At 73.7% G+C, this 23,529-nt stretch carries 1 protein-coding gene and 1 pseudogene; both read left to right on the top strand.

Annotation, left to right across the window (positions count from 1 at the left end; genetic code table 11):
* Positions 1 to 2: 2 nt before the first annotated feature.
* Positions 3 to 3,131: pseudogene (locus K1T34_RS54135) on the top strand (amino acid adenylation domain-containing protein); the annotation flags it as partial.
* A gap of 69 nt (positions 3,132 to 3,200) precedes the next feature.
* Positions 3,201 to 23,525 carry a non-ribosomal peptide synthase/polyketide synthase gene (locus K1T34_RS45935; protein ID WP_255638850.1) on the top strand — a complete coding sequence of 6,775 codons (20,325 nt, stop codon included), beginning with the start codon at positions 3,201 to 3,203 and terminating at the stop codon, positions 23,523 to 23,525.
* The last annotated feature ends 4 nt before the right edge of the window (positions 23,526 to 23,529 follow it).

Raw genomic sequence — 23,529 nt, 5'->3', positions numbered from 1 at the left:
AGATGACCGGCGTCGTGCCCGGTTCCCCCTTGACCACGGCGCAGGCCGGGGTCTTCTTCGCGCAGTCGCTCGCCCCGGCGGACCCGGCGTACCGCATCGGCTGGTACGCCGACGTGCGCGGCCGCGTCGATCCGGCGCGGCTCGCGGACGCGGTGCGCCGGGCGGTCGGCGAAGCTGAGGGGCTGCATGTGACGGCCGAGGCCGACGAGACCGGCGTGCCGCGGCAGTACCCGGCGCCGTGGGTGGCCGAGGTGCCCGTGGTGGACCTGTCCGGCGAACCTGACTCCGAAGCGGCGGCGCACGCGTGGGTGCGGGCCGCACTGGCGGAGCCGGTCGACCTCGGGTGCGGGCCGTTGACCGCGCACGCGGTGCTGGCGCTGGGACCGGACCGCGTGTGGTGGGCGCAGACGTTCCACCACCTGGTGACCGACGCGTACGGCCAGGCGGTGCTCACCCGCCGGGCCGCGGAGCTTTACGACGGCGCCACGTCCACTATGGACTGGTCGGTGGCGCCGCTCCTCGCCGCCGACGGCGAGTACCGGGAATCGGCCGCGCACGAAGCGGACCGCGCGTACTGGCGCGAAAAGCTCGCCGGCCGGCCCGATCCGGTGCGGCTGGCCGGCGGCGACGGCGAGGTGGTCCGGCGGTCGGTCACGCTGCCGGCCGCCCGCGCCGACGCGCTGCGGAAGTTCGCCGGCAACCACGGCACCCGCCTGTCGCGCGTGGTGCTCGCGGCGCTCGCCGCCTACGCGCACCGGATGACGGGCGCCGAGGACCTCGTGCTCGGCCTGCCCGTCGCGGCGCGTCCCGACGCCGAGCTGCGCGGCCGGCCTGGAATGCTGTCGAACCTCTTGCCACTGCGGGTTTCCGCGCGGCCCTCGACGACACCGGTCGAGCTGGTCTCGGCGGTCACCCGCGAGGTCGCCGACCTGCTCGACCACGGCCGCTACCGCGGTGAGGACCTCGCGCGCGAGGAGAACCTGACCGGCGGGATGCACGAGCTCACCGGGCTGAGCCTCAACTTCCTGCCGGAGGTCTCGGTCGCATTCGGCGAAGCCGTGGCGACAGTGCACAGCGTCGCGCTCGGCCCCGTCACCGACCTTGCCGTGACCGCGCACGACGCCGGCGCGGGCGGCGGGCTGCGGCTCGAGTTCGCGGCCGCCGGCACCCCCGGGACGCTCGCCGAGCACGAGCGCCGTTTCCTCGCCGTGCTCGACGCCATGGCGGCGCACGCCGACCGCCCGATCGCAGCGATCGACCTGCTCACCGAACGCGAACGGCAGCTCGTGCTGACCGAGTTCGCGACGTCGCCCGCCGAATCCCCGGAGCTGAACTGGCCCGAGGCCTTCGCCCGCGTCGTCGCGCGGCAGCCGGAGGCCGTCGCCGTGGTGTGCGAGGGCGAGCAGCTCACCTACGCCGAGCTCGACGCCGCCGCGAACCGCCTGGCGCGCCTGCTCGCCGCCCGCGGGGTGGGGGCCGAGGACGTGGTCGCCGTGGCGCTGCCGCGCTCGATCGACCTGGTCGTGGGCCTGCTGGGCGTGCTCAAGGCCGGCGCCGCGTACCTGCCGCTGGACCTGGACCTGCCCGAGGACCGCCTGGAGTACCTGCTGACGGACTCGGGCGCGCGCGTCGTCCTGTCGGTCGCCGAGTCCGCGGACCAGCTGCCCGTGGTCGACGACGTCGTCCTGCTGGACGACCCCGCTGTGCGCGCGGAGCTCACCGCTCTGGACGGCGCGCCCGTCGACCGCGGCGGGCTGCGGCTCGACCGCGCCGCGTACGTCATCTACACCTCCGGTTCCACCGGCAAGCCCAAGGGCGTGGTGCTCTCGCACGACGGCATCGGCAGCCTGATCGTCACGGCCACCGAGCGCATCGGGATCACGCCCGAGAGCCGGGTCGTGCAGTTCGCGTCGGCGGGGTTCGACGTGACGGTGTGGGACCTCGTGATGTCGCTGTGCGTGGGCGGGCGCGTGATCGTGGTGCCGTCGCACCGCCGCGTCGCGGGCGTCGAGCTCACCGGCTACATCGCCGACAACGCCGCCACGCACATGATCCTGCCGCCCTCGCTGGTCGCCGCGCTGCCGGCCGACTGCGAGCTGCCGAAAGGCGCGGTGCTCATCGTCGGCACGGAAACCGTGCCGCCCGAGCTGATCGCGCGCTGGGCGAAGGACCTGCGCGTGGTCGCCGCGTACGGGCTCACCGAAGCGACGGTGAACTCCACGCTGTGGCTCGCGGAAGCGGACTGGACCGGGCCGATCCCGATCGGGCGCCCCGACCCCAACACCCGCTGCTACGTGCTGGACACCGCGCTCAACCCCGTGCCACCGGGCGTCGAGGGCGAGCTCTACGTGGGCGGCCGCGGCCTCGCGCGCGGGTATGTCGGGCGTGCCGGGCTCACCGCCGAGCGGTTCGTGGCCGACCCGTTCGCCGGCCCGGGCGAGCGCATGTACCGCACGGGCGACCGCGTGCGCTGGCGCACCGACGGGAACCTCGACTTCCTGGGCCGCGCCGACCACCAGGTCAAGATCCGCGGTTTCCGGGTGGAGCCGGGTGAGATCGAGTCGGTGATCGCGGCGCACGACGGCGTCGCACGCGTGGCCGTGGTGCCGCGCGAGGTCAAGCCGGGTGACCGGCGGCTGGTCGCGTACGTGGTGCCGGAGCAGGCGCCGGGCGCCGACCGGGACGCGGCGCGGGAGGCCGCGCAGGTCGACCGCTGGAAGGACGTGCACGAGCTGCTCTACTCGGTCGCCGACCGCGACCCGTTCGACGAGGGGTTCACCGGCTGGAACTCCAGCTACGACGGGGAACCGCTGCCGCTGGGCGACATGCGTGCGTGGCGGGAATCCACTGTGGACTCGATTCGGGCGTTGCGGCCGCGTCGCGTGCTGGAGCTCGGCGTGGGCAGCGGGCTGCTGCTGTCGAAGCTCGCGCCGGACACCGACGAATACTGGGCGCTGGACCTGTCCGAAGAAGTGGTGCGGCTGCTGGAAACCTGTGTCGCGGACCGGCCGGAGCTGGCGGGCAAGGTGCACCTGCGGGCGCGCCCGGCGCACGAGCTGGGCGACCTGCCTGCCGGACACTTCGACACCGTGGTGATCAACTCGGTCGTGCAGTACTTCCCGAGCGCGGATTACCTCGTCGACGTGTTGCGGCAGGTCACGGGCTTGCTCGCCCCTAGTGGCTCAGTGTTCGTGGGTGACGTGCGGAACCTGAGCCTGCAGCGCGTGCTGCGCGCGGGCATCGCGGCCGCGCAGGGGGACGCGACGCCCGCCGCGGTCGACGCGGCTGTGGCTCGCGAGGACGAGCTGGTGCTCGACCCGGGCTTCTTCGCCGCGCTGCCGAGGCGGATCAGTGCGTTCACCGCGGCCGACGTGCGGCTGAAGCGCGCGACGTACGAGAACGAGCTCAGCCGGTACCGCTACGACGTCGTGCTGCGGACGGAACCCGTTGCCCCGCGCGAGGTTCCGGCGGTGCCGTGGGCCGAGCTGGGCTCGTCCGACGCGTTCTCGGCTCACCTCGGCGAGCACCAGCCGGCCGCGCTGCGCGTGACGGGGATCCCGAACGAGCGGCTCATCCCGGATCTCACGGCGTTGCGGGCGCTCGGCGGGGAGCCGGCGCCGGCTCGCGGTGCGGCCACGGACCCGGACGTGCTGGTCGAGCTGGCCGGCGCGGCCGGATACCGCGCGGCGGCCACGTGGTCGGGGGACACGGCGACGGCGTTCGACCTCGTGCTGTCGCGCGAGGAGCCGGTCGCGACGTACCTCGGTGCGACCGACGGTCCGCTCGCCAACGTGCCGGTGGTCTACCGCGATCCCGCGTCGCTGATGAAGGATCTGCGCACCCACGTCGAAGGGGCGTTGCCGCACTACCTGGTGCCCTCGGCGTTCGTGCCGCTGGATCGCCTGCCGATCATGACCAACGGCAAGCTCGACCGCGCCGCGCTGCCCCTGCCCGACTTCGGGGCGCTGGCGCGGGGCCGCTCGCCTCGGACGCCGCGCGAGGTCGCGTTGTGCACGGTGATCGCCGACGTCCTCGGCGTGCCCTCGGCCGGCGCGGACGACGACTTCTTCGCGCTCGGCGGCGACAGCATCTCGTCGATCCGGCTCGTGCTCGGCGCCGCCCGGCACGGCCTCGCCATCACGCCACGGCAGGTGTTCCAGCACCGCACCGCGGAGGCGCTCGCCGGGTGCGCCGGTGAAGTGACCACAGCCGACGAATCGGCCGAGCCGCTGCTGGAACTGTCGGAAACGGACTCGACCGCCCTCGGCTCGCACGCCGAGGTGCTGCCGGTGACCCCGTTGCAGCAAGGGTTCTTCTTCCACGCCGCGTTCGAGGACGACGACGTCTACACCGTCCAGGAGATCTTCGACCTGGCCGGGCCGGTGGACCCGCCGACGCTGCGCCGCGCCGTGCAGAACCTCCTCGACCGCCATTCGTCGCTGCGGTCGGGTTTCCGCCAGCTCGACGACGGCCGAGTGGTCCAGGTCGTGGCCGCGCACGCCGAGCTGCCGTGGCGGGAGGTCTCGCCCGAGGCCGCCGCCGACGCGCTGGCCACCGACCGCGACCGCCGCTTCACCTTCGACCGGCCGCCGCTGCTGCGCGCCACGCTCGTCGGGCGCGAGCGGCTCGCCCTGACGTTCCACCACATCGTGGCCGACGGCTGGTCGGTTGCCGTGATGGTGCGCGAGATCCTCGCGCGCTACGGCGCCACCGAACCGCTTCGGCCCGAACCCGCCTCGCGGACGGCGCACCTGCGCCGGCTGGCCGCGCGCGACCACGACGCGGCACGGCAGGCGTGGGGCGCAGTGCTCGCGGGTGTCGAGGAACCGACCCGCCTGGTGACCACGCCCGCCGGAGTGGTGCCACGGCATCCTTCGCGCGTGCACTTCGCCGTCGACGAGGCGACCACCGCCCGAGTGGGCACGTTCGCGCGCGAGCACGGGCTCACGCTCGGCACCGTGCTGCACGGCGCGTGGGGTCTGCTGCTCGGCCGCCTGGCCGGACGTGGAGACCTGGTCTTCGGCAGCACGGTGTCGGGCCGCGACCCCGGTGTCGCGGGGATCGAGGATGCCGTCGGCCTGTACATCAACACCTTGCCCGTGCGGGTCCGCTGGACCGGGGGCGACACCGTCGCCGGGCTGCTGCGGCAGTTGCAGGACGAGCAGGCCGCGCTGCTGGACCACCAGCACCTCGGGCTCGCCGAGCTGCAGCGGATCGCCGGCGTGGGCCAGGAAGAGCTCTTCGACACGCTCGTCGTGGTCGAGAACTACCCGCGTGAGAACGACGACGCGGGCGCGCTGCGCGTGACCGGCGTCGAGGTCGTGGACGCGGTGCACTACCCGGTCGCGCTCATCGCCACGCCGGGCGACACGCTGGAGTTCGGGCTGAAGTTCGACGCGGCGCGCCTTGACGCACGGGCGGCCGAGCAGCTCGCGGAGCGGTTCGCGCGCGTGCTCGAAGCGTTCGCCGCGGCCCCGGACGCGCCGGTGGCGCACGTGGACCTCGTCTCGGCCGCCGAGCTGGAGCGGCTGGGAGAGCTGAACGCGACCGCCGTGTCAGTGCCGGAGCAGACGCTGCTCACGGCGTTCGAACACCACGTGGCCGAGGCTCCGGACGCGACGGCCGTGCTGTTCGAGGACCAGCGACTGTCCTATGCGGACCTGGACACTCGCGCGGCCGCGCTGGCCCGACGGTTGCGGGCCCGCGGTGCCGGGCCCGGGTCGGTGGTCGCCGTCGCGGTGCCGCGCTCGGCCGAGCTGATGGTGGCACTGCTGGGCGTGCTGAAGTCGGGCGCGGCTTACCTGCCCCTCGACCTCGACTACCCGGCCGAACGGCTCGAGTACATGCTCGCTTCCTCGGGGGCCGCGCTGGTCGTCATCGAACCGGGGACGGCCGCGAAGGTCCCGGCAGGGCCCGAACAGGTGGCCGTCGACGGCCCCGAAGACAGCACCGCGGTCGGGGTTCCCGGCGCGGTTGGCGGGCCGGACGACGCCGCCTACCTGATCTACACGTCCGGTTCGACCGGCCGGCCCAAGGGTGTTGTGGTCACGCACCGCGCGATCGTCAACCGGCTCGTGTGGATGCAGCACGAGTACCGGCTGGGCGCCGACGACCGCGTGCTGCAGAAGACGCCGTCGAGCTTCGACGTGTCCGTGTGGGAGTTCTTCTGGGCGCTGCGCGAAGGCGCGGCCGTGGTGTTCGCCCGGCCCGACGGCCACCGCGACCCGGCCTACCTCGCCGAGGTGATCCGCACCCACGGTGTGACAACGCTCCACTTCGTGCCGTCGATGCTGGCCGCGTTCCTCTCCGTCGAGGAGGTCACCGGCGATCCGCGCTGGGCCGCGTCGCTGCGTCGCGCGTTCACCAGCGGCGAGGCGCTGCCCGGCGAGGCCGCGGCACGCTGGCGGCGGCTGACGGGGGTGCCGCTGCACAACCTGTACGGCCCCACCGAGGCGGCCGTGGACGTGTCGTACTTCCCGTTCCGCGACGGTCCGGAAACGACTGTCCCCATCGGACGTCCGGTGTGGAACACGCGCCTGCTCGTGCTGGACACGTGCCTGCGCCCGGTGCCCGACGGCGTGGCGGGGGAGCTGTACCTCGCGGGCGTGCAGCTCGCGCGGGGTTACCTCGGGCAGCCCGCGCTGACGGCGGAACGGTTCGTGGCCGACCCGTTCGGCGAGCCCGGCGCGCGGATGTACCGCACTGGCGACTTGGTGCAGCGCCGCGCGGACGGCGAGCTCGAGTACCTGGGCCGCACCGACCGGCAGGTGAAGATCCGCGGCAACCGCATCGAGCTGGGCGAGATCGAAGCCGTGCTCGCGGCGCAGCCGGGCGTCCGGGCGGCCGCGGTCGTCGTGCGCGACGGCGCCCTGGTCGGTTACGCAGCCGGTGCCGTGGACACCGACGAGCTCCGGGCCGCATTGACCGCCGCGTTGCCCGCGACGATGGTGCCCCACCCCCTCGTGGTGCTCGACGAGTTCCCGCTGACCCCGAGCGGCAAGCTCGACACCCGCGCCCTGCCCGCGCCGGCCGTCCCCGCGGCCGCGGCGACCATGCAGCGCGGCGACGACCGCGAGTCCACCCTGGCGGCGATCTTCGCCGACGTGCTCGGGCTGGTCGAGGTCGGCGCGGACGGCGACTTCTTCCTGCTGGGCGGCGACAGCATCACGTCGATCAGCGTGTCGAGCCGCGCCCGCCGGGCCGGGTTCGACCTGAGCCCGAAGGACGTGTTCACCCACCGCACGCCCGCCGCGCTGGCGGCGCTCGGTGGCGAGCCCGTGGCGCAGGGGCCGGTGTCCGATCCGGACGGGGTCGGCGACGTGCCGCTGTTTCCCGAGGTCCACCGCCTGCGCGAATTCGGCGACAGCGGTGCCGAGTCGATCCAGCTGCGCCTGCCGGCCGACGCGGACACCGAAAGTCTCGCGGCCGCGCTGCAGGCAGTGTTCGACCACCACGACGGGCTGCGGCTCAAGCGCAGCCGTGTCGCGTCTGTGCTGTGGTCGCTTGAGACGCGCCCGGTCGGCGCGGTCGACGCCGCCGAGGTGCTGCTCGCCGCGAACACCACTGCCGCGGAGAACGCTGCCGAGTTCGACCCGGACGCCGGGATCCTGCTGCAGGCCGTCCGGTCCGGCGACCGGCTCGTGCTCACGGCCCACCCGTTGCTGGTCGACGCGCCGTCGTGGCGCACGATCGCCGCCGACCTCGCCACGGTATGGACGGCGGTGCAGGCCGGGCGCACGCCGGTGTTCGCCGCGGTGGAAACCTCGCTGCGCACCCACGCCCGCGCCGTCACCGAGCGAGCGCAGGCGCCGGAGCTGCTGGCGGACCTGGAACACTGGGCCGCGACGCTCGCGCCGGGTGCCGCGACGGTCCCCGTCGCCGGGACGCAGATCGAACGCATCGTGCGGTTCCCCCTCGACCAGAGCCGGGCCCTCGTCGAGCAGCTGCCGGCGTCGGTGCGCGGAGACGTGACCGACGTGCTGCTCACGGCCCTCGCGCAAGCCGGCGGCGAGCTGATCGTCGACGTGCTCGACCGTCCTGAAGGGACACCTGCCGCGGTGGGCGCGCTGCACACCGCGCGTCCGGTGCGGCTGACCGCGCCGGACCTCAAGCAGGTCAAGGACCTCGTCCGCGCAGCCCCCGACACGCTCGGCTACGGCCTGCTGCGCTACCTCAACCCGCAGGCCGCGCCGTTGTTCGCCCAGCTCGCCCGCGCCGACGTGCTGCTGCGCTACGCGGGCCACGTGTCGTTCGGCGCGCAGGACTGGGACTTCGCGGCCGGCCCGGGCGCACCGGTCGGCGCGCACGCGCTGCGCATCGGCGCGGTCTGCGAGGACACGCCGGAAGGACCGGTGCTGGCGCTCACCTTCGCCGGTGCCACACCGGACTTCGTCGACCGGGTGGTCGCCGCACTGGCCGACCTCGCCGGGACGGACGTCGCCGCGGCCGGGCTGACCACGTCGGACCTCACGCTGATCGAGTTGGCACAGGACGAGATCGAGCACGTCGAACGGCTGAGCCCGCTGCCGCTGTCGGACATCTGGCCGCTTTCGCCGTTGCAGGAAGGCCTGTTCTTCCACTCCAGCTACGACCAGTCGCGCATCGACGTCTACACGATCCAGGAGGCCATCGACCTCGACCGGCACCTCGACGCCGATCGCCTGCGTGCCGCGTGCGCGGCGCTGATGGACCGCACGCCCAGCCTGCGCGCGGGCTTCACCAGCGAAGGCCTGCGCGGGCCGGTGCAGTTCGTCACCGCTGGCTTCCCGCCGCCGGTGACCGAAGTGGACCTGCGCGGACTGTCCGAAGCGGACCGTGAGCGGCAGCTGGCCGAGCTGATGGAGCGCGACCGGACGACCCGGTTCGACCTCGCTACCCCGCCGCTGTTCCGGATCACGCTCGTGCGCCTCGGCGACGAACGCGCCCGCGTGGTGCTCAACCGGCACCTGCTGCTGTGGGACGGCTGGTCCGCGTGGCTGTTCATCGAGCAGCTCTTCGCGCACTACGAAGGCGGCGAACAGCCGACCGGCGGGTCCTATGTGGACTACTTGGAGTGGTTGTCCCGCCAGGACGTCGAGGAGGCCACGGCGGCGTGGCGCTTGGCGCTGTCGGGGCTGGGCGAGCCGACGCTGATCGGCCCCGACACGCAGGGGCTGGAACCCGTCACGCCGGTCAACCTCGACACACACCTGACGCCCGAGCTGACCGACCGGCTGCGCGACGAGGCCCGGCGCCACGGTCTCACGGTGAACTCGGTGCTCAACGCGGCGTGGGCCCTCGTGCTGTCCACGATGGTCGGCCGCCAGGACGTGGTGTTCGGCGCCGCCGTCGCCGGGCGCCCCGCCGCCGTGCCGGACATCGAGACCACGATCGGCCTGTTTCTCAACACCGTGCCGGCGCGTGTGCGGCTCTTGCCCGACGAGCCGGTGCTCGACCTGCTGCGCCGCATCCAGTCCGAGCGCATGGACCTCACACCGTACGAGTTCATGAGCCTCGGCGTGCTGCAGCGCGAGGCCGGCCACCGCGTGCTGTTCGACACGCTGTTCGTGCTCCGCGGCGCGGACGGCGACGAGCGATACGCCGGGCTGCGCCACCGCCACGGCATCTCGAGCCTCGTGAACGTCGATGCCACGCACTACCCGTTGACGCTGGTCGTCACGCCGGGGCAGTTGATGCGCGTGACCCTGTCCTACCGCGACGACGTGATCGCGGCCGACGAGGCCGCCGTGCTGCTGAGCCGGTTCACCGGGCTCGTCGAGCAGCTCGTCGGCGACCTCACCGCACCCGTCGGCGCGCTGGAGACGGTGTCCGCCGAGCGCCGCGCGGAGCTGGCGGAGATCTGGTCGGCCACCGAGCACCCGATGGTGCGGGACACGATCGCCGACCTGCTTGCCGCGCAGGCCACGAGCACGCCGGATGCCACCGCCCTCGTGTTCGGCGAGCAGGCGCTGACCTACGCGGAGCTCGACGACGCCGTGAACCGTATGGCCCGTCTGCTTCTTTCCCGCGGCGCCGAGCCCGAACGCGTGATCGCGCTCGGCCTGCCGCGCTCGATCGACATGGTCGTGGCGCTGTTCGCCGTGCTGCGCACCGGAGCCGCGTACCTGCCGCTCGAACTCGACTACCCGGCCGACCGCCTCGCGCTGATGCTCGACGATGCCGGCCCCCTGTGCCTGGTCACGACCACGGCCGTCGCGCGGGATCTGCCGCAGGACCTGCCGCGCGTGCTGCTCGACAGCGAGGAGACGCGCGCGGAACTCGGCGCGCTGTCCGGCGGCGACCTGGCGGACGCCGAACGCCCACTGTTCGGCCGCGACCGTGCCGACCGCATGGAACACCCCGCGTACGTCATCTACACCTCCGGTTCCACGGGGAAGCCGAAGGGCGTCGTCACGCCCTACCGCGGCCTGACGAACATGCAGCTCAACCACCAGGAAGCGATCTTCGGGCCGGCCATCGAGTCGGCCGGCGGGCGGCGGCTGCGGATCGCGCACACCGTGTCGTTCGCGTTCGACATGTCGTGGGAAGAGCTGCTGTGGCTCGTGGAGGGCCACGAGGTGCACGTGTGCGACGAGGACCTGCGCCGCGACGCCCGCGCGCTCGTGGCGTACTGCGACCGGCATCGCGTCGACGTGGTGAACGTGACGCCGACCTACGCGCACCTGCTCATCGAGGAGGGCCTGCTCGAGGAAGGTCCCGAAAGCCACCGCCCCGCGTTGGTGCTGCTCGGCGGCGAGGCCGTGTCCGAATCGGTCTGGAACCGCCTGCGCGACACCGAAGGCGTCTACGGCTACAACCTCTACGGCCCCACCGAGTACACGATCAACACCCTCGGGGGCGGCACGACCGACAGCGACACCCCGACCGTCGGCAAGCCCATCTGGAACACCCGCGCGTACATCGTGGACAACTGGCTGCGGCCGGTGCCCGACGGCGTGCCCGGTGAGCTCTACATCGCCGGCACCGGCCTGGCCCGCGGCTACCTCGGTCGAGCGGCCCTCACCGCGGAGCGGTTCGTCGCGGATCCGTTCGGCGAGCCCGGCGCGCGCATGTACCGCACGGGCGACCTCGTGCGCCGGCGGCCCGACGGGAACCTCGACTTCCTCGGCCGCACCGACGACCAGGTGAAGATCCGCGGCTACCGCGTGGAGCTGGGCGAGATCGAGACGGCGCTGGCGCGGCACCCGCAGGTCGCGCAGGCGGCCGTGATCGCGCGACCGGACCCGTCGGCACCGGGGCTGCAGCGGCTCGTCGGCTACGTCGTGCCGGCCGAGCTGAGCGGCGACGAGCGCGACGCGGCCGAGGCCGACCAGGTCGGCGAATGGGAGCAGATCTACTCCGACGAGTACACCGAGATCCCGACCGCGCTGTTCACCGAGGACTTCGCCGGCTGGGACTCCAGCTACGACGGCACGCCGATCCCGCTGGCGCACATGCGGGAGTGGCGCGCGGCCACCGTCGCGCGCATCGAGGAGCTGGCGCCGCGGCGGATCCTGGAGATCGGCGTCGGCACCGGCCTGCTGATGGGGCAGCTCGCGCCGCACGCCGAGGAGTACTGGGGCACCGACCTCGCCGCGCCGGTGATCGGCAAGCTCACGCGAGAGCTGGAGCGGGATCCGGAGCTGGCCGCCAAGGTCGCACTGCGGGCGCAGCCGGCGCACGAGTTCGGCGACCTGCCGCGCGGCCACTTCGACACCGTCGTCATCAACTCCGTGATCCAGTACTTCCCGAGCGTCGACTACCTCACGCAGGTGCTGAGCACGGCGCTCGATCTGCTCGCGCCGGGCGGTTCGCTGTTCGTCGGCGACGTGCGGAACCTCCGGCTGGTGAGGTCGTTCCACACGGCCATCCAGCTCACGCGCGCCGACGCGACGTCAGACGTCGCCCAGCTGCGCCGCGCGATCGAACGCGGAGCCGCGCTGGAGAAGGAGCTCCTGCTCGACCCGGACTACTTCACGGCGCTCGCGCACACGCTGCCCGGCGTCGGCGCCCGCATCCGCGTGAAGCGGGCCGAACTGCACAACGAGCTGAGCCGCTACCGCTACGACGTCGTGCTCACCAAGGACACCGCGGGCGAGGTGCCGGTGGCGCAGGCGCCGCGCCTGCTGTGGGACGAGGCCGGCTCGCTCGCCGAGCTGGAGAGCAGGCTGACCGGCGACCAGCTGCGTGTCAGCCGGATTCCGGACGCGCGGCTCGCCGCGGAGTTCGCCGCCATGCGGGCGCTCGACGCGGGCGCGCCGCTGCTCGACGTGCTGGATCGCTTCCACGGCACCGGTGACGGCATCGAACCCGAAGCGGTGCACCGCCTGGGTGAGCGCCTGGGCTATGCCGTGCACACGACGTGGTCGACCGGCGTCGACGGGGTGTTCGACGCCGTGTTCGTCCGCGCGGAGGCACCGGTCTCGGGCCTGTACGTGCCCGCTGCGACCGGCACGAACCTCACGCGGTTCGCCAACCGCCCCACCGCCGCGCGCGGCAGCGCCGAACTGGTGCAGGTGCTGCGCGACGAGCTGAAGCGGCAGCTGCCCGACTACATGGTCCCGGCGGCGTTCGTGACGCTCGGCAGCCTGCCCCTGACCGACAACGGCAAGCTCAACGTCCGCGCCCTGCCCGATGCCGAACCCGCCGTGTCGCTGGCGGAGAGCCGGCCCGCGGCCTCGCGCGAGGAAGAGGTTCTCTGCGAGCTGTTCGCCGAGGTCCTCGGCCTCGTGCGCGTGGGCGTGGAGGACTCGTTCTTCGACCTCGGCGGGCACTCGCTGCTGGCCACCCGTCTGATCAGCCGCGCGCGGACCGAGCTCGGCGCCGAGCTGGCGATCAAGGACCTGTTCGAGGCCCCGACCGTCGCGGAGCTGGCCGCGCGGGCCGGGAGCGGCGAACCCGCGCGGCCGTCGGTTGTGCGCGCGGAACGGCCCGAGCGCGTCCGGCTGTCTGCGGCCCAGCGCCGGCTACTGCTGCTGGAAGAGCTGGGCGAGGTCGGCGAGGCGTATGACTTCCCGCTGTTCTTCCGCGTGTGTGGCGACCTCGACGTGGCCGCGCTGCGCACCGCGCTCGGCGACGTCGTCGCCCGGCACGAGTCGCTGCGCACCGTCTTCGCCGACCACGAAGGCTCGCCGTACCAACGGGTTCTGCCCGCGGCGGAGCCGGAGCTCACGGTCGGGGACTGCGCGGAGGCCGACGTGCCCGAGCGGCTGCGGGAGCTGGCCCGGTACCGCTTCGACCTGCGACGCGAGCCGCCGCTGCGCGCCGAGGTGCTGCGGCTGGACGATCGTGACCACGTGGTGGCGATCGTGCTCCACCACGTCGCCACCGACGAATGGTCCGACCGGCCGTTCCTCGCGGACCTGACCACTGCGTACGAGGCGCGCGTGGCCGGCCGCTCGCCGGAGCTCGCGCCGCTTCCCGTGCAGTACGCGGACTACGCGCTCTGGCAGGAGGCGCTGCTCGACCGGCTCGGTTCCGAGCAGCTGGAGTTCTGGACCACGGCGTTGCGCGGCCTGCCGGACGAGCTGGCTCTGCCGGCCGACCGGCCCCGCCCCGCCCGTCCGAGTGGTGCCGGCCGGACCGTGCGGGCCGGACTGCCGGCCGAGGTCGCCCGAGCGCTGCACGGCTTGGCGGCGTCGTCGGGCGCGAGCATGTTCATGGTGCTGCACGCGACCGTCGCGACCCTGCTGCACCGGCTCGGGGCGGGCGAGGACATCCCGCTGGGCGCGCCGATCGCGGGCCGCACCGACGCCGCGCTCGACGAGCTGGTCGGGTTCTTCGTCAACACGCTCGTGCTGCGCGCCGACCTGTCCGGTGAGCCGACGTTCGCCGAGCTGCTCGCCCGGCTGCGCGAAGCGGACCTTTCCGCGTTCTCGCACCAGGACCTGCCCTTCGACCGGCTGGTCGAAGAGCTGAACCCGGACCGCGTGCCGGGGCGCAACCCGCTGTTCCAGGTCATGACGGGCTACCACTACCGGCCCGACGGCGACCCGGACGTGCTGGGGCTGCCCACCGAGTGGCTCGAGGTGCCCGGTGAGACGGCGATGTTCGACCTGAGCTTCACAATGGTCGACGGCGCCGGTGCCGAGATCACGTTGCAGCTGGAGTACGCCACCGACCTGTTCGACGCGGGCACGGCGGAGCGGATGCTCGCGCGGCTGGTCTCGCTGTTCGGCCAGGTTGCCGCCGAACCCGCCGCCACGATCGGCGAGTACGACCTGCTCGGCGACGACGAACGCGATCTCGTTGTGCGCCAGTGGAACGACACCGCGCACGAGAGCGAACCGGCGACCGTGGCGGAGCTGGTCGAGGCCCAGGTGGCGGCGACGCCGGACGGCGTGGCCGTGGTGTTCGAGGGCACTTCCCTGACCTACGCCGAGGTGGACGCGTGGGCCAACCGGCTCGCCCACTGGCTGCGGGAGCAGGGCATTGGCGCCGAATCGGTGGTCGCGGTCGCGCTGCCTCGCTCGGTCGAGTTGGTCGTGGCGCTGTACGCCGTGCACAAGGCGGGCGCCGCCTACCTGCCGCTCGACCCCGGCCAGCCGGCCGAGCGCGTGGAGTACCTGCTCGCCGATGCCGCTGCGGTGTGTGTCCTCGACGACCCGGCGCTCCTCGGGCGGCTGGACGGCTACCCCGCCACGGCACCGGAACGCGTGGCGCGCCCGGCGAACCCCGCGTTCGTCCTCTACACGTCCGGTTCGACCGGTCGGCCCAAGGCCGTGGTTGTTCCGCACGAAGGCGTGGTGAACCGGCTGCGCTGGCTGCAGCACGCTTATCCGATGGACGCGACGCACCGCATGCTGCACAAGACGCCGATCACCTTCGACGTGTCGGTGAGCGAGGTGTTCTGGCCGCTCATGGTCGGCGGCGTCGTGGTCGTCGCGCGCCCGGACGGGCACCGCGACCCGCGGTACCTGGCCGAGCTGATCCAGGCCGAGCGCGTGACAGCCGCCGACTTCGTGCCGTCGATGCTGCAGCTGTTCCTGGAAGAACCCGCCGCGGCCGGGTGCACGAGCCTCACGCGGATCGTCGTCGGCGGCGAGGCGCTGGGACGCGACCTGGCCGCCCGGGTCCGCGAGGTGCTCGGCATCCCGCTGCACAACCTCTACGGCCCGACCGAGACGTCGATCGACGTGCTGGCCTGGACCGACGACGGCGGGCCGATCGCGATCGGGCGGCCGGGCTGGAACGTGCGCGCGTACGTGCTCGACGCGCGCCTGCAGCCGGTGCCGCCGGGCGTCACCGGCGCGCTATACCTCGCGGGCGCCCAGCTCGCCCGTGGTTACCTCGGGCGGCCCGGCCTGACGGCGGATCGCTTCGTCGCCGACCCGTTCGGCCCGCCAGGTTCGCGGATGTACCGCACTGGCGACCTGGCCCGCCACCGCGCCGACGGCGTGCTGGAGTTCTCGGGCCGCGCCGACGACCAGGTGAAGGTGCGCGGCGTCCGGATCGAGCCCGGTGAGGTCGAGGCCGCGCTGGCCGGCGACCCGTCGGTGGCGCAGGTCCGGGTGGCCGCGCGCGACGGGCTGCTGGTCGCCTACGTCGTCCCGGCCGGTGCGCTGGACGCGGCCGGTTTGCGGGCGCGGGCGGCGGAAACGCTGCCGGCGCACCTGGTTCCGGCGGCGGTCGTCGAGCTGGCGGAGCTGCCGCTCACCCCGAGCGGCAAGCTGAACCGCCGTGCGCTGCCGGCGCCGGAGTTCTCGGCCGGGTCCGGCCGGGCGCCCCGGACGGCGCGCGAGACCGAGCTGTGCGAGCTCTTCGCCGAGGTGCTCGGCGTGGCCGAGCCGAGCGTCGACGACGACTTCTTCGCTCTCGGCGGGCATTCACTGCTCGTGATGCGGCTGGTGAGCCGGATCCGGGGCGCCCTCGGCGTCGACGTGCCGCTGCGCACGGTGTTCGATGCGCCGACGGTCGCGCAGCTGGCCACCCGACTCGACGGTCTGTCGGCCGGGCGGCCCGAACTGGTGGCGGCGACGCGGCCGGAGGTGCTCCCGCTTTCGGCGGCGCAGCAACGGCTCTGGTTCCTCTACCGCTTGGACGGCCCCACGTCGACGTACTCCGTGCCGCACACGTGGCGGCTGCGGGGAGCGCTGGACCTCGACGCGTTGCGCGCGGCGTTCGGCGACGTCGTCACCCGGCACGAGGTGCTGCGCACGGTCTTCGAGGAACACGACGGGGTCCCCGCGCAGCGGATCCTCGCCGGCGCGCCGCTGGACTTCGCCGTCGAGCACGTGACCGAGGTGGCCGCGGGGATCCGGTCCGAAGTGGACGTTCCGTTCCGGCTCGACGAGGCCCCGCCGGTGCGCGTGCGCGTGTTCACCGTGGCCGACGACGAGCACATGCTGCTGGTGCTGCTGCACCACGTGGTCACCGACGAGTGGTCGGAAGGCCCGCTGCTCGCCGACCTCGCGGCGGCCTACCGCGCGCGGCTCGACGGTGTCGCTCCCGAGTGGACACCGTTGCCGGCACAGTACGCGGACTACGCGTTGTGGCACCAGGCCGTGCTCGACGGCGAGCAGGAGGGCCAGAGCTCGTTCTGGCGCGACGCGCTCGCCGGGCTGCCGGAGGAGCTGGATCTGCCCGCCGACCGGCCGCGGCCGGCGGAGTCCAGCCACCGCGGCGGCACGGTGACGTTTGAGGTGCCGGCCGAGCTCACGGCGCGGCTGCGCGCGCTGGCGATCGGGCACGACACCAGCATGTTCATGCTCAGCCAGGCCGCGGTCGCCACGCTGCTGCACCGCCTGGGCGCCGGCACCGACATCGCGCTGGGCGCGCCGGTGTCCGGGCGCACGGACGAACGGTTGACGGATCTGGTCGGGTTCTTCGTGAACTCGCTGGTCCTGCGCACGGATCTGGCGGGCAATCCCGCGTTCGGCGAGCTGTTGCGACGGGTGCGGGCGACGGACCTGGCCGCGTTCTCACACCAGGACCTGCCGTTCGACCGCGTGGTCGAGGTGGCGGACCCGGAGCGTTCCCTGGCGCGGCACCCGCTGTTCCAGACCATGGTCGTGTACCTGCCGGAGGGCGCGGACTCGCCACAGCTGCCAGGGCTGCAGGTCGTGCGCGAGGACGTGACGCAGGACGTCGCGAAGTTCGACCTCGAGTTCGGGTTCCTGGAGCAGCCGGGCGGCGCGATCGCCGGCGCGGTGGAGTACAGCGCTGACCTGTTCGACCGCGCGACGGCGGAGTCGTTCTCGACGCGGCTGGTGCGGGTGCTGGAGCAGGTGGCCGCTGATCCCTCGGTGCCGGTCGGGTCGGTCGACGTGCTGTCGGACGATGAATCGGCGCTGCTGGCGACGTGGAACGCCACCGATCACGACGTGGTCCCGGCGACACTGCCGGAGCTGTTCGAGGCGCAGGTCGCTCGGACGCCGGATGCCGCCGCGGTGGTGTTCGAGGGCGCGTCGCTGTCGTACGCGGAGCTGAACGTGCGGGCCAACCAGCTCGCCCGGTGGCTGCGCGAGAAGGGCGCCGGGCCGGAGTCCGTGGTCGCGGTGTCGCTGCCGCGGTCGCTGGACCTCGTGGTATCGCTCTACGCGATCCACAAGGCGGGCGCGGCCTACCTGCCGCTCGACCCGGACTACCCGGCCGACCGGCGTGAGTTCATGCTCGCCGACGCCGCTCCGGCGGTCGTGCTCGACGGCCCGGTCGACGCGTCCGGTCACGGCAGCACGAACCTGGAGCTCATGGTTCCACCGGACGCGCCCGCGTACGTGATTTACACCTCGGGCTCGACCGGGCGGCCCAAGGGCGTCGTGGTCCCGCACGCCGGGATCGTGAACCGGTTGCAGTGGATGCAGGACGAGTACGCACTGACCGCCGACGATCGCGTGCTGCAGAAGACGCCGTCGAGCTTCGACGTGTCGGTGTGGGAGTTCTTCTGGCCGCTCGTCACCGGCGCGACGCTGGTGGTCGCCAAACCCGAGGGGCACAAGGATCCCGTGTACCTCGCGGGGCTGATCCAGCGTGAAGGCGTGACGACCGTCCACTTCGTCCCGTCGATGCTGGAGGTGTTCCTCGGCGAACCGGGTGCCCGTGCGTGCCCGAGCCTGCGGCGCGTGCTGTGCAGCGGTGAGGCCCTGCCGGCCGACGTCGTGGCGAGGTTCGACCTCGACGCCGAACTGCACAACCTCTACGGGCCCACGGAGGCGTCGGTCGACGTCACCGCGGCGCCCGCGCGAGTGGCGGCGTCGGGCCGGGTCCCGATCGGTCGTCCGGTGTGGAACACCCGCACCCATGTCCTCGACGCGCGCCTGCGGCCCGTGCCGCCGGGCGTGGCGGGGGAGCTGTACCTGTCCGGCGTGCAGCTGGCGCGCGGCTACCACGCGCGCCCGGGCCTGACGGCGGAACGGTTCGTCGCGGACCCGTTCGGCGCGCCCGGCGAGCGGATGTACCGGACCGGCGACCTCGCGCGCTGGACGGCGGACGGGGAGCTCGAGTTCCTGGGCCGCGCCGACGACCAGGTCAAGATCCGCGGCTTCCGCGTGGAGCTCGGCGAGATCGAGGCCGCTTTGGGCACGCACCCGGCCGTCGCTCAGGCGCGCGTGATCGTCCACGAAGGACGGCAGCTCGTGGCCTACGTCGTCGCGAGCGGGGCCACGGACGACCTGCTCGACAGAGCCGTTCTCAAGCACGTCGCGAAGACGCTGCCCGAGCACATGGTCCCGGCCGCAGTCGTGCGGCTGGACGAGCTGCCGCTGACGCCGAGCGGCAAGCTCGACCGCCGGGCGCTGCCCGCACCGGAGTTCGAGGCCGGCGACGACGCTCCGGCCACACCCCGCGAGGAAGTGCTCGCGGAGGTGGTGGCCGGCGTGCTCGGGCTGCCGCGCGTCGGCGTGCGCGACGACTTCTTCCGCCTGGGCGGCGACAGCATCGTCGCGATGCAGCTCGTGGCCCGCGCCCGGGCCGCCGGTCTGCTGCTCGGCGCGCGGGACGTGTTCCGCCACCGCACGGTCACCGGCCTCGCGGAGGTCGCGGGGGAGGTGCTGGCCACGCCGTCGTCGGACGACGGACGGCCGCTGCTGGACCTGACCGAGGCGGAACGCGCGGAGCTGCAGGCGAGCGCACCCGACGCGGCCGAGGTCTGGCCGCTCACGCCGCTGCAGTCGGGGCTGCTGTTCCTGGCCACGGCCGACACCGAGGGCCCGGACGTCTACACCGTGCAGTTCGGGTTCGACCTCGCCGGCCCGCTCGACCCGTCCCGGCTGCGGCTGGCGGTGCGGGACTTGCTGGGGCGGCACCCGAACCTGCGCACGAGCTACCGGTACCTGGCTTCCGGGCGTCCGGTCGCGCTCGTCGCGCGTTCGGCGGAGCCCGAGTGGCGGGAAGCGACCGACGACGCCCTCGACGCGGAGCTCGCGCACGAGCGCTGCCGGTTCGACGTCACCGCCGGGCCGCTGCTGCGGTTCCTGCTCGTGCGCTTCGCCGACCGGCACCACCGGCTGGTGGTCTCGCACCAGCACCTGCTGCTCGACGGCTGGTCCGTGCCGCAGCTGCTGGCCGAGCTGTCCGCGCTGTACGCCGGCCGGGAGCTGCCGCCCGGGCTGCCGTACCGCGGTTACCTGGGCTGGCTGCGTGACCAGGACGAGGCCACGGCCAAGGCGGCCTGGCGGGATTCGCTCGCGGGACTGGCCGAGCCGACCCGGCTCGCGCCCGTGGACCCGGATCGGGCGCCCGCGTTGCCGAAGCAGCGGACGCTGGAACTGCCCCGTGAAGCGACTGCCGAGCTGACGGAGCTGGCGCGCGAGCGCGGGCTCACGGTGAACACGCTGGTCCAGACGGCGTGGGGCCTCCTGCTCGCGTCGCTCACCGGGCGCACCGACGTGGTGTTCGGCGCGACGGCCGCGGGCCGGCCGCCGGAGCTGCCCGGAATGGAGCGGATGCTCGGCCTGTTCATCAACACCGTGCCGGTGCGCGTGCGTCACGACCCGGCCGAACCGCTGTCGGCGCTGCTGGAGCGCGTGCAGGAGGAGCAGGCCGCGCTCCTGCCGCACCAGCACGTGGGGCTGGCCGACATCCAGCGCGAGGCCGGGCTGGGCGAGCTGTTCGACACGCTCGTGGTGTTCGAGAGCTACCCCGGCGCCGAGGACGATCCTGACGACGGACTGCGGGCGACGATCGTGGACCACCGCGACTCCACGCACTACCCGCTGACGTGGGCGATCGAACCGGCCGAGCGGCTCCGGCTCACCGCCGAGTACCGCGCGGACCTGTTCACCGACGACGACGCGGAGCGCCTGCTCGCCGGCATGGAGCTGCTGCTGGGTGCGATGGTGTCCGAAGTGGACCGTCCGGCGGGGACGGTCGACGTGCTGCCGGCGGAGCTGTCGCGGCGGATCCTGCGCGACTGGAACGACAACGCAGGCGCGGTGGAGCCGTCGACCGTCGCCGGGCTGTTCGAGGCGCAGGTGCGGCGCTCGCCCGACGCCGTCGCCGTCGTCGGGGGGGCGAAGTGGACCTATGCGGAGCTGAACGCGCGGGCCAACCGGCTCGCGCGGGCTCTGGTCGAGCGCGGTGCCGGGCCGGAGACACTGGTGGCGCTGGCGTTGCCGAGGTCGGCCGACGTGCTGCTGGCGATCCTCGCCGTGCACAAGGCCGGCGCGGGCTATCTGCCGATCGACCCGGACTACCCGGCCGAACGGCTCGCCGCGATGCTGGCGGATGCCCGGCCCGGGCTGCTGGTCACCGTCACAGAGGTCCGCGGTGTCCTGCCCGAGTTCGCCGGCACGGTGCTGCTGCCGGATCTCCTTGCGGCCGAGGTGTCCGAAGTGTCTGAAAAGGACTTGACGGACGCCGACCGGCTGCGCCCGCTGCGTCCCGAGAACCCGGCGTACGTGATCTACACGTCGGGCTCGACGGGCACGCCGAAGGGCGTCGTGGTGCCGCACGCGGGGCTGGTGAACCTGTTCCACAGCCACCGGGCGACGCTGCACCGGCCGGCCGTGGCCCGCGCCGGGCGCGAGCACCTGCGGGTGGGGCACGCGTGGTCGTTCTCGTTCGACGCGTCGTGGCAGCCGCAGCTGTGGCTGCTCGACGGCCACGCCGTGCACGTGGTGCCCGACGAGGTGCGCCGCGACCCGGAGCAGCTCGCCGACCTGATCCGGCGCGAGGGCCTCGACTTCATCGAGGTCACGCCGTCGCTGTTCACGCAGCTGGCCGACGCCGGGCTCGTCGAGGGTGACCGGTGCCCGCTGGCCGTGGTCGGCGTCGGCGGCGAGGCGGTGCCGGACGCGCTCTGGCGCCGGCTGGCCGAGCTGGACGGGACCGAGGCGGTCAACCTCTACGGGCCGACGGAGTCCACTGTGGACGCGCTGGTGGCGCGGATCGCGGACAGTGACCGGCCGCTCGTGGGCCGGCCGGTGGCCAACACCCGCGCGTATGTGTTCGACGGTTCGCTGCGGCCCGTCCCGCCGGGCGTCACGGGGGAGCTGTACCTCGCCGGTGGCGGCCTGGCGCGGGGATACCTCGGCCGGTCGGCGCTGACGGCTGAGCGGTTCGTCGCGGACCCGTACGGCGAACCCGGCACGCGCATGTACCGCACGGGCGACCTCGCGCGGTGGACGCCCGACGGCCGGCTCGACTTCGGCGGCCGCGCCGACGACCAGGTGAAGATCCGCGGCTTCCGCGTGGAGCCCGCGGAGATCGAGGCGGCGCTCGACCGGCACCCGGCGGTGGTGCAGTCGGTGGTCGTGGTGCGCGAGGCGCGGGTGAAGCAGCTGGTGGCGTACGTGGTGCCGGCGGCGCCGGTGGACGCTGCGGAGCTGCGGCAGTACGCCGCGTCGGCGCTGCCGGATCACCTGGTGCCGGCGGCGTTCGTGGTGCTGGAGCGGCTTCCGGTGCTGGCCAACGGGAAGCTCGACCGCGCGGCCTTGCCCGCGCCGGACTTCTCGGCCCAGGTCGGCGGCCGCGCACCGTCGACCGAGCGGGAGCGCGAGCTGTGCGCGATGGTCGGCGAGGTGCTCGGCGTGCCGGGCCTCGGCGTCGACGACGACTTCTTCGCGCTGGGCGGCGACAGCATCGTGGCCATGCAGCTGGTGGCCCGCGTCCGCGCGGGTGGGCTGCGGATCTCGCCGCGCGACATCTTCCGGCACCGGACGGTGGCGGGGCTCGCGACGGTGGCCACCGAGGCCGGCGTCGTGAAGCCGGTGTCCGACGACGGCACCGGCACCGTCGGGCTGACCCCGATCATGCACGCGATGCGGGAGCTGGGCGGCCCGATCGCCGGGTACCACCAGGCGGCGCTGCTGATCACGCCGGCCGAGGTGACGAGCGAGAGGCTTTCGGCCGTCCTGCAGGCCGTGGTCGACCGGCACCCGATGCTGCGGGCGCGGCTCGACCGGGAGCCCGAGCGGTGGGCGTTGCGGGTGCCGGCACCGGTGGACGTGAGCGGCTGGGTGTCGCGAGTGGACGTTCGCGGGCTCGCGGGTGCGGAGCTGGAGCGCGTGATCGCGGCGGAGGCCCTGGCCACGCGGGCGCGGCTCGACCCGGACGCCGGCGCGATGCTGCGGGCGACCTGGTTCGACGCCGGGCCGGCGCGGGGCCGGTTGCTGGTGCTGGTGCACCACCTCGTGATCGACGGGGTGTCCTGGCGCGTGCTGCTGCCCGACTTCGCGGCGGCGTGGGAGGCCGTGGCCGCCGGGCGGAACCCGGAGCTGCCGCCGGTGGACGTGTCGTTCCGGCGGTGGTCGGAGGAGCTCGCGGCGCGGGCGCAGGAGCCGGCTCGCGAGGCTGAGCTGGACCGGTGGCGCTCGGTGCTCGCCGGCGGCGATCCGTTGCCGCTGCTGCGTTCGCGTGATCCGGAGATGGACGTCGATTCGGGGCTGGCAGCTCTGTCGCTGACCTTGCCGGCGGCGGTGACGGGTCCGCTGCTGGGCCGCGTGCCGGCGGCGCTGCGGGCGACCGTCAACGACGTGCTGCTCACCGGCCTCGCGCTCGCGGTGGCCGACTGGCGCCGCCGCCACGGCGCGGGCGAGGGCACGGCGACGCTCGTCGACCTCGAGGGCCACGGCCGCGAGGACGAGCTCGCCGGCGGCGCGGACCTGTCGCGCACGGTCGGCTGGTTCACCAGCGTCGTGCCCGTCTGCCTCGACCTGGGCAAGCTCGACCTCGCCGACGCGCTGGCGGGCGGCCCGGCGGCGCGCACGGCACTCGAGCGCGTGCGGGCGGAGCTGGACGCCGCACCCGTCGCGGGCACGGGCTTCGGGCTGCTGCGGCACCTGAACCCCGTGACCGGGCCGGAGCTCGCGGCGCTGCCGGAGCCGGAGATCGAGTTCAACTACATGGGCCGCTTCGGCCACGCCGACCAGGGCGACTGGGAGTACGCCCCCGAGGGCGACGCCGCCGACCTCGGCGCCGATCCCGGCAAGTGCGTCTCCCACGCGCTGACCGTCAACGCGCTGGCCGAAGACCGGCCCGACGGCCCCGCCCTGGCGGCCCACTGGTCGTGGCCCGAGGCCCTCGCACCCGAATCGCGGGTGCGCGACCTGGCCGAAACGTGGTTCCGCGCGCTGGGCGCCCTGGTGCGCCACGCCGAAAACTCGCAGTGAGAAA

It is taken from the genome of Amycolatopsis sp. DSM 110486, from assembly GCF_019468465.1.
In the GTDB taxonomy this organism is placed as follows: Bacteria; Actinomycetota; Actinomycetes; order Mycobacteriales; family Pseudonocardiaceae; genus Amycolatopsis.
The sequence above is the reverse complement of the archived record's forward strand: the minus strand, read 5'-3'. Positions and strand labels throughout refer to the sequence as shown.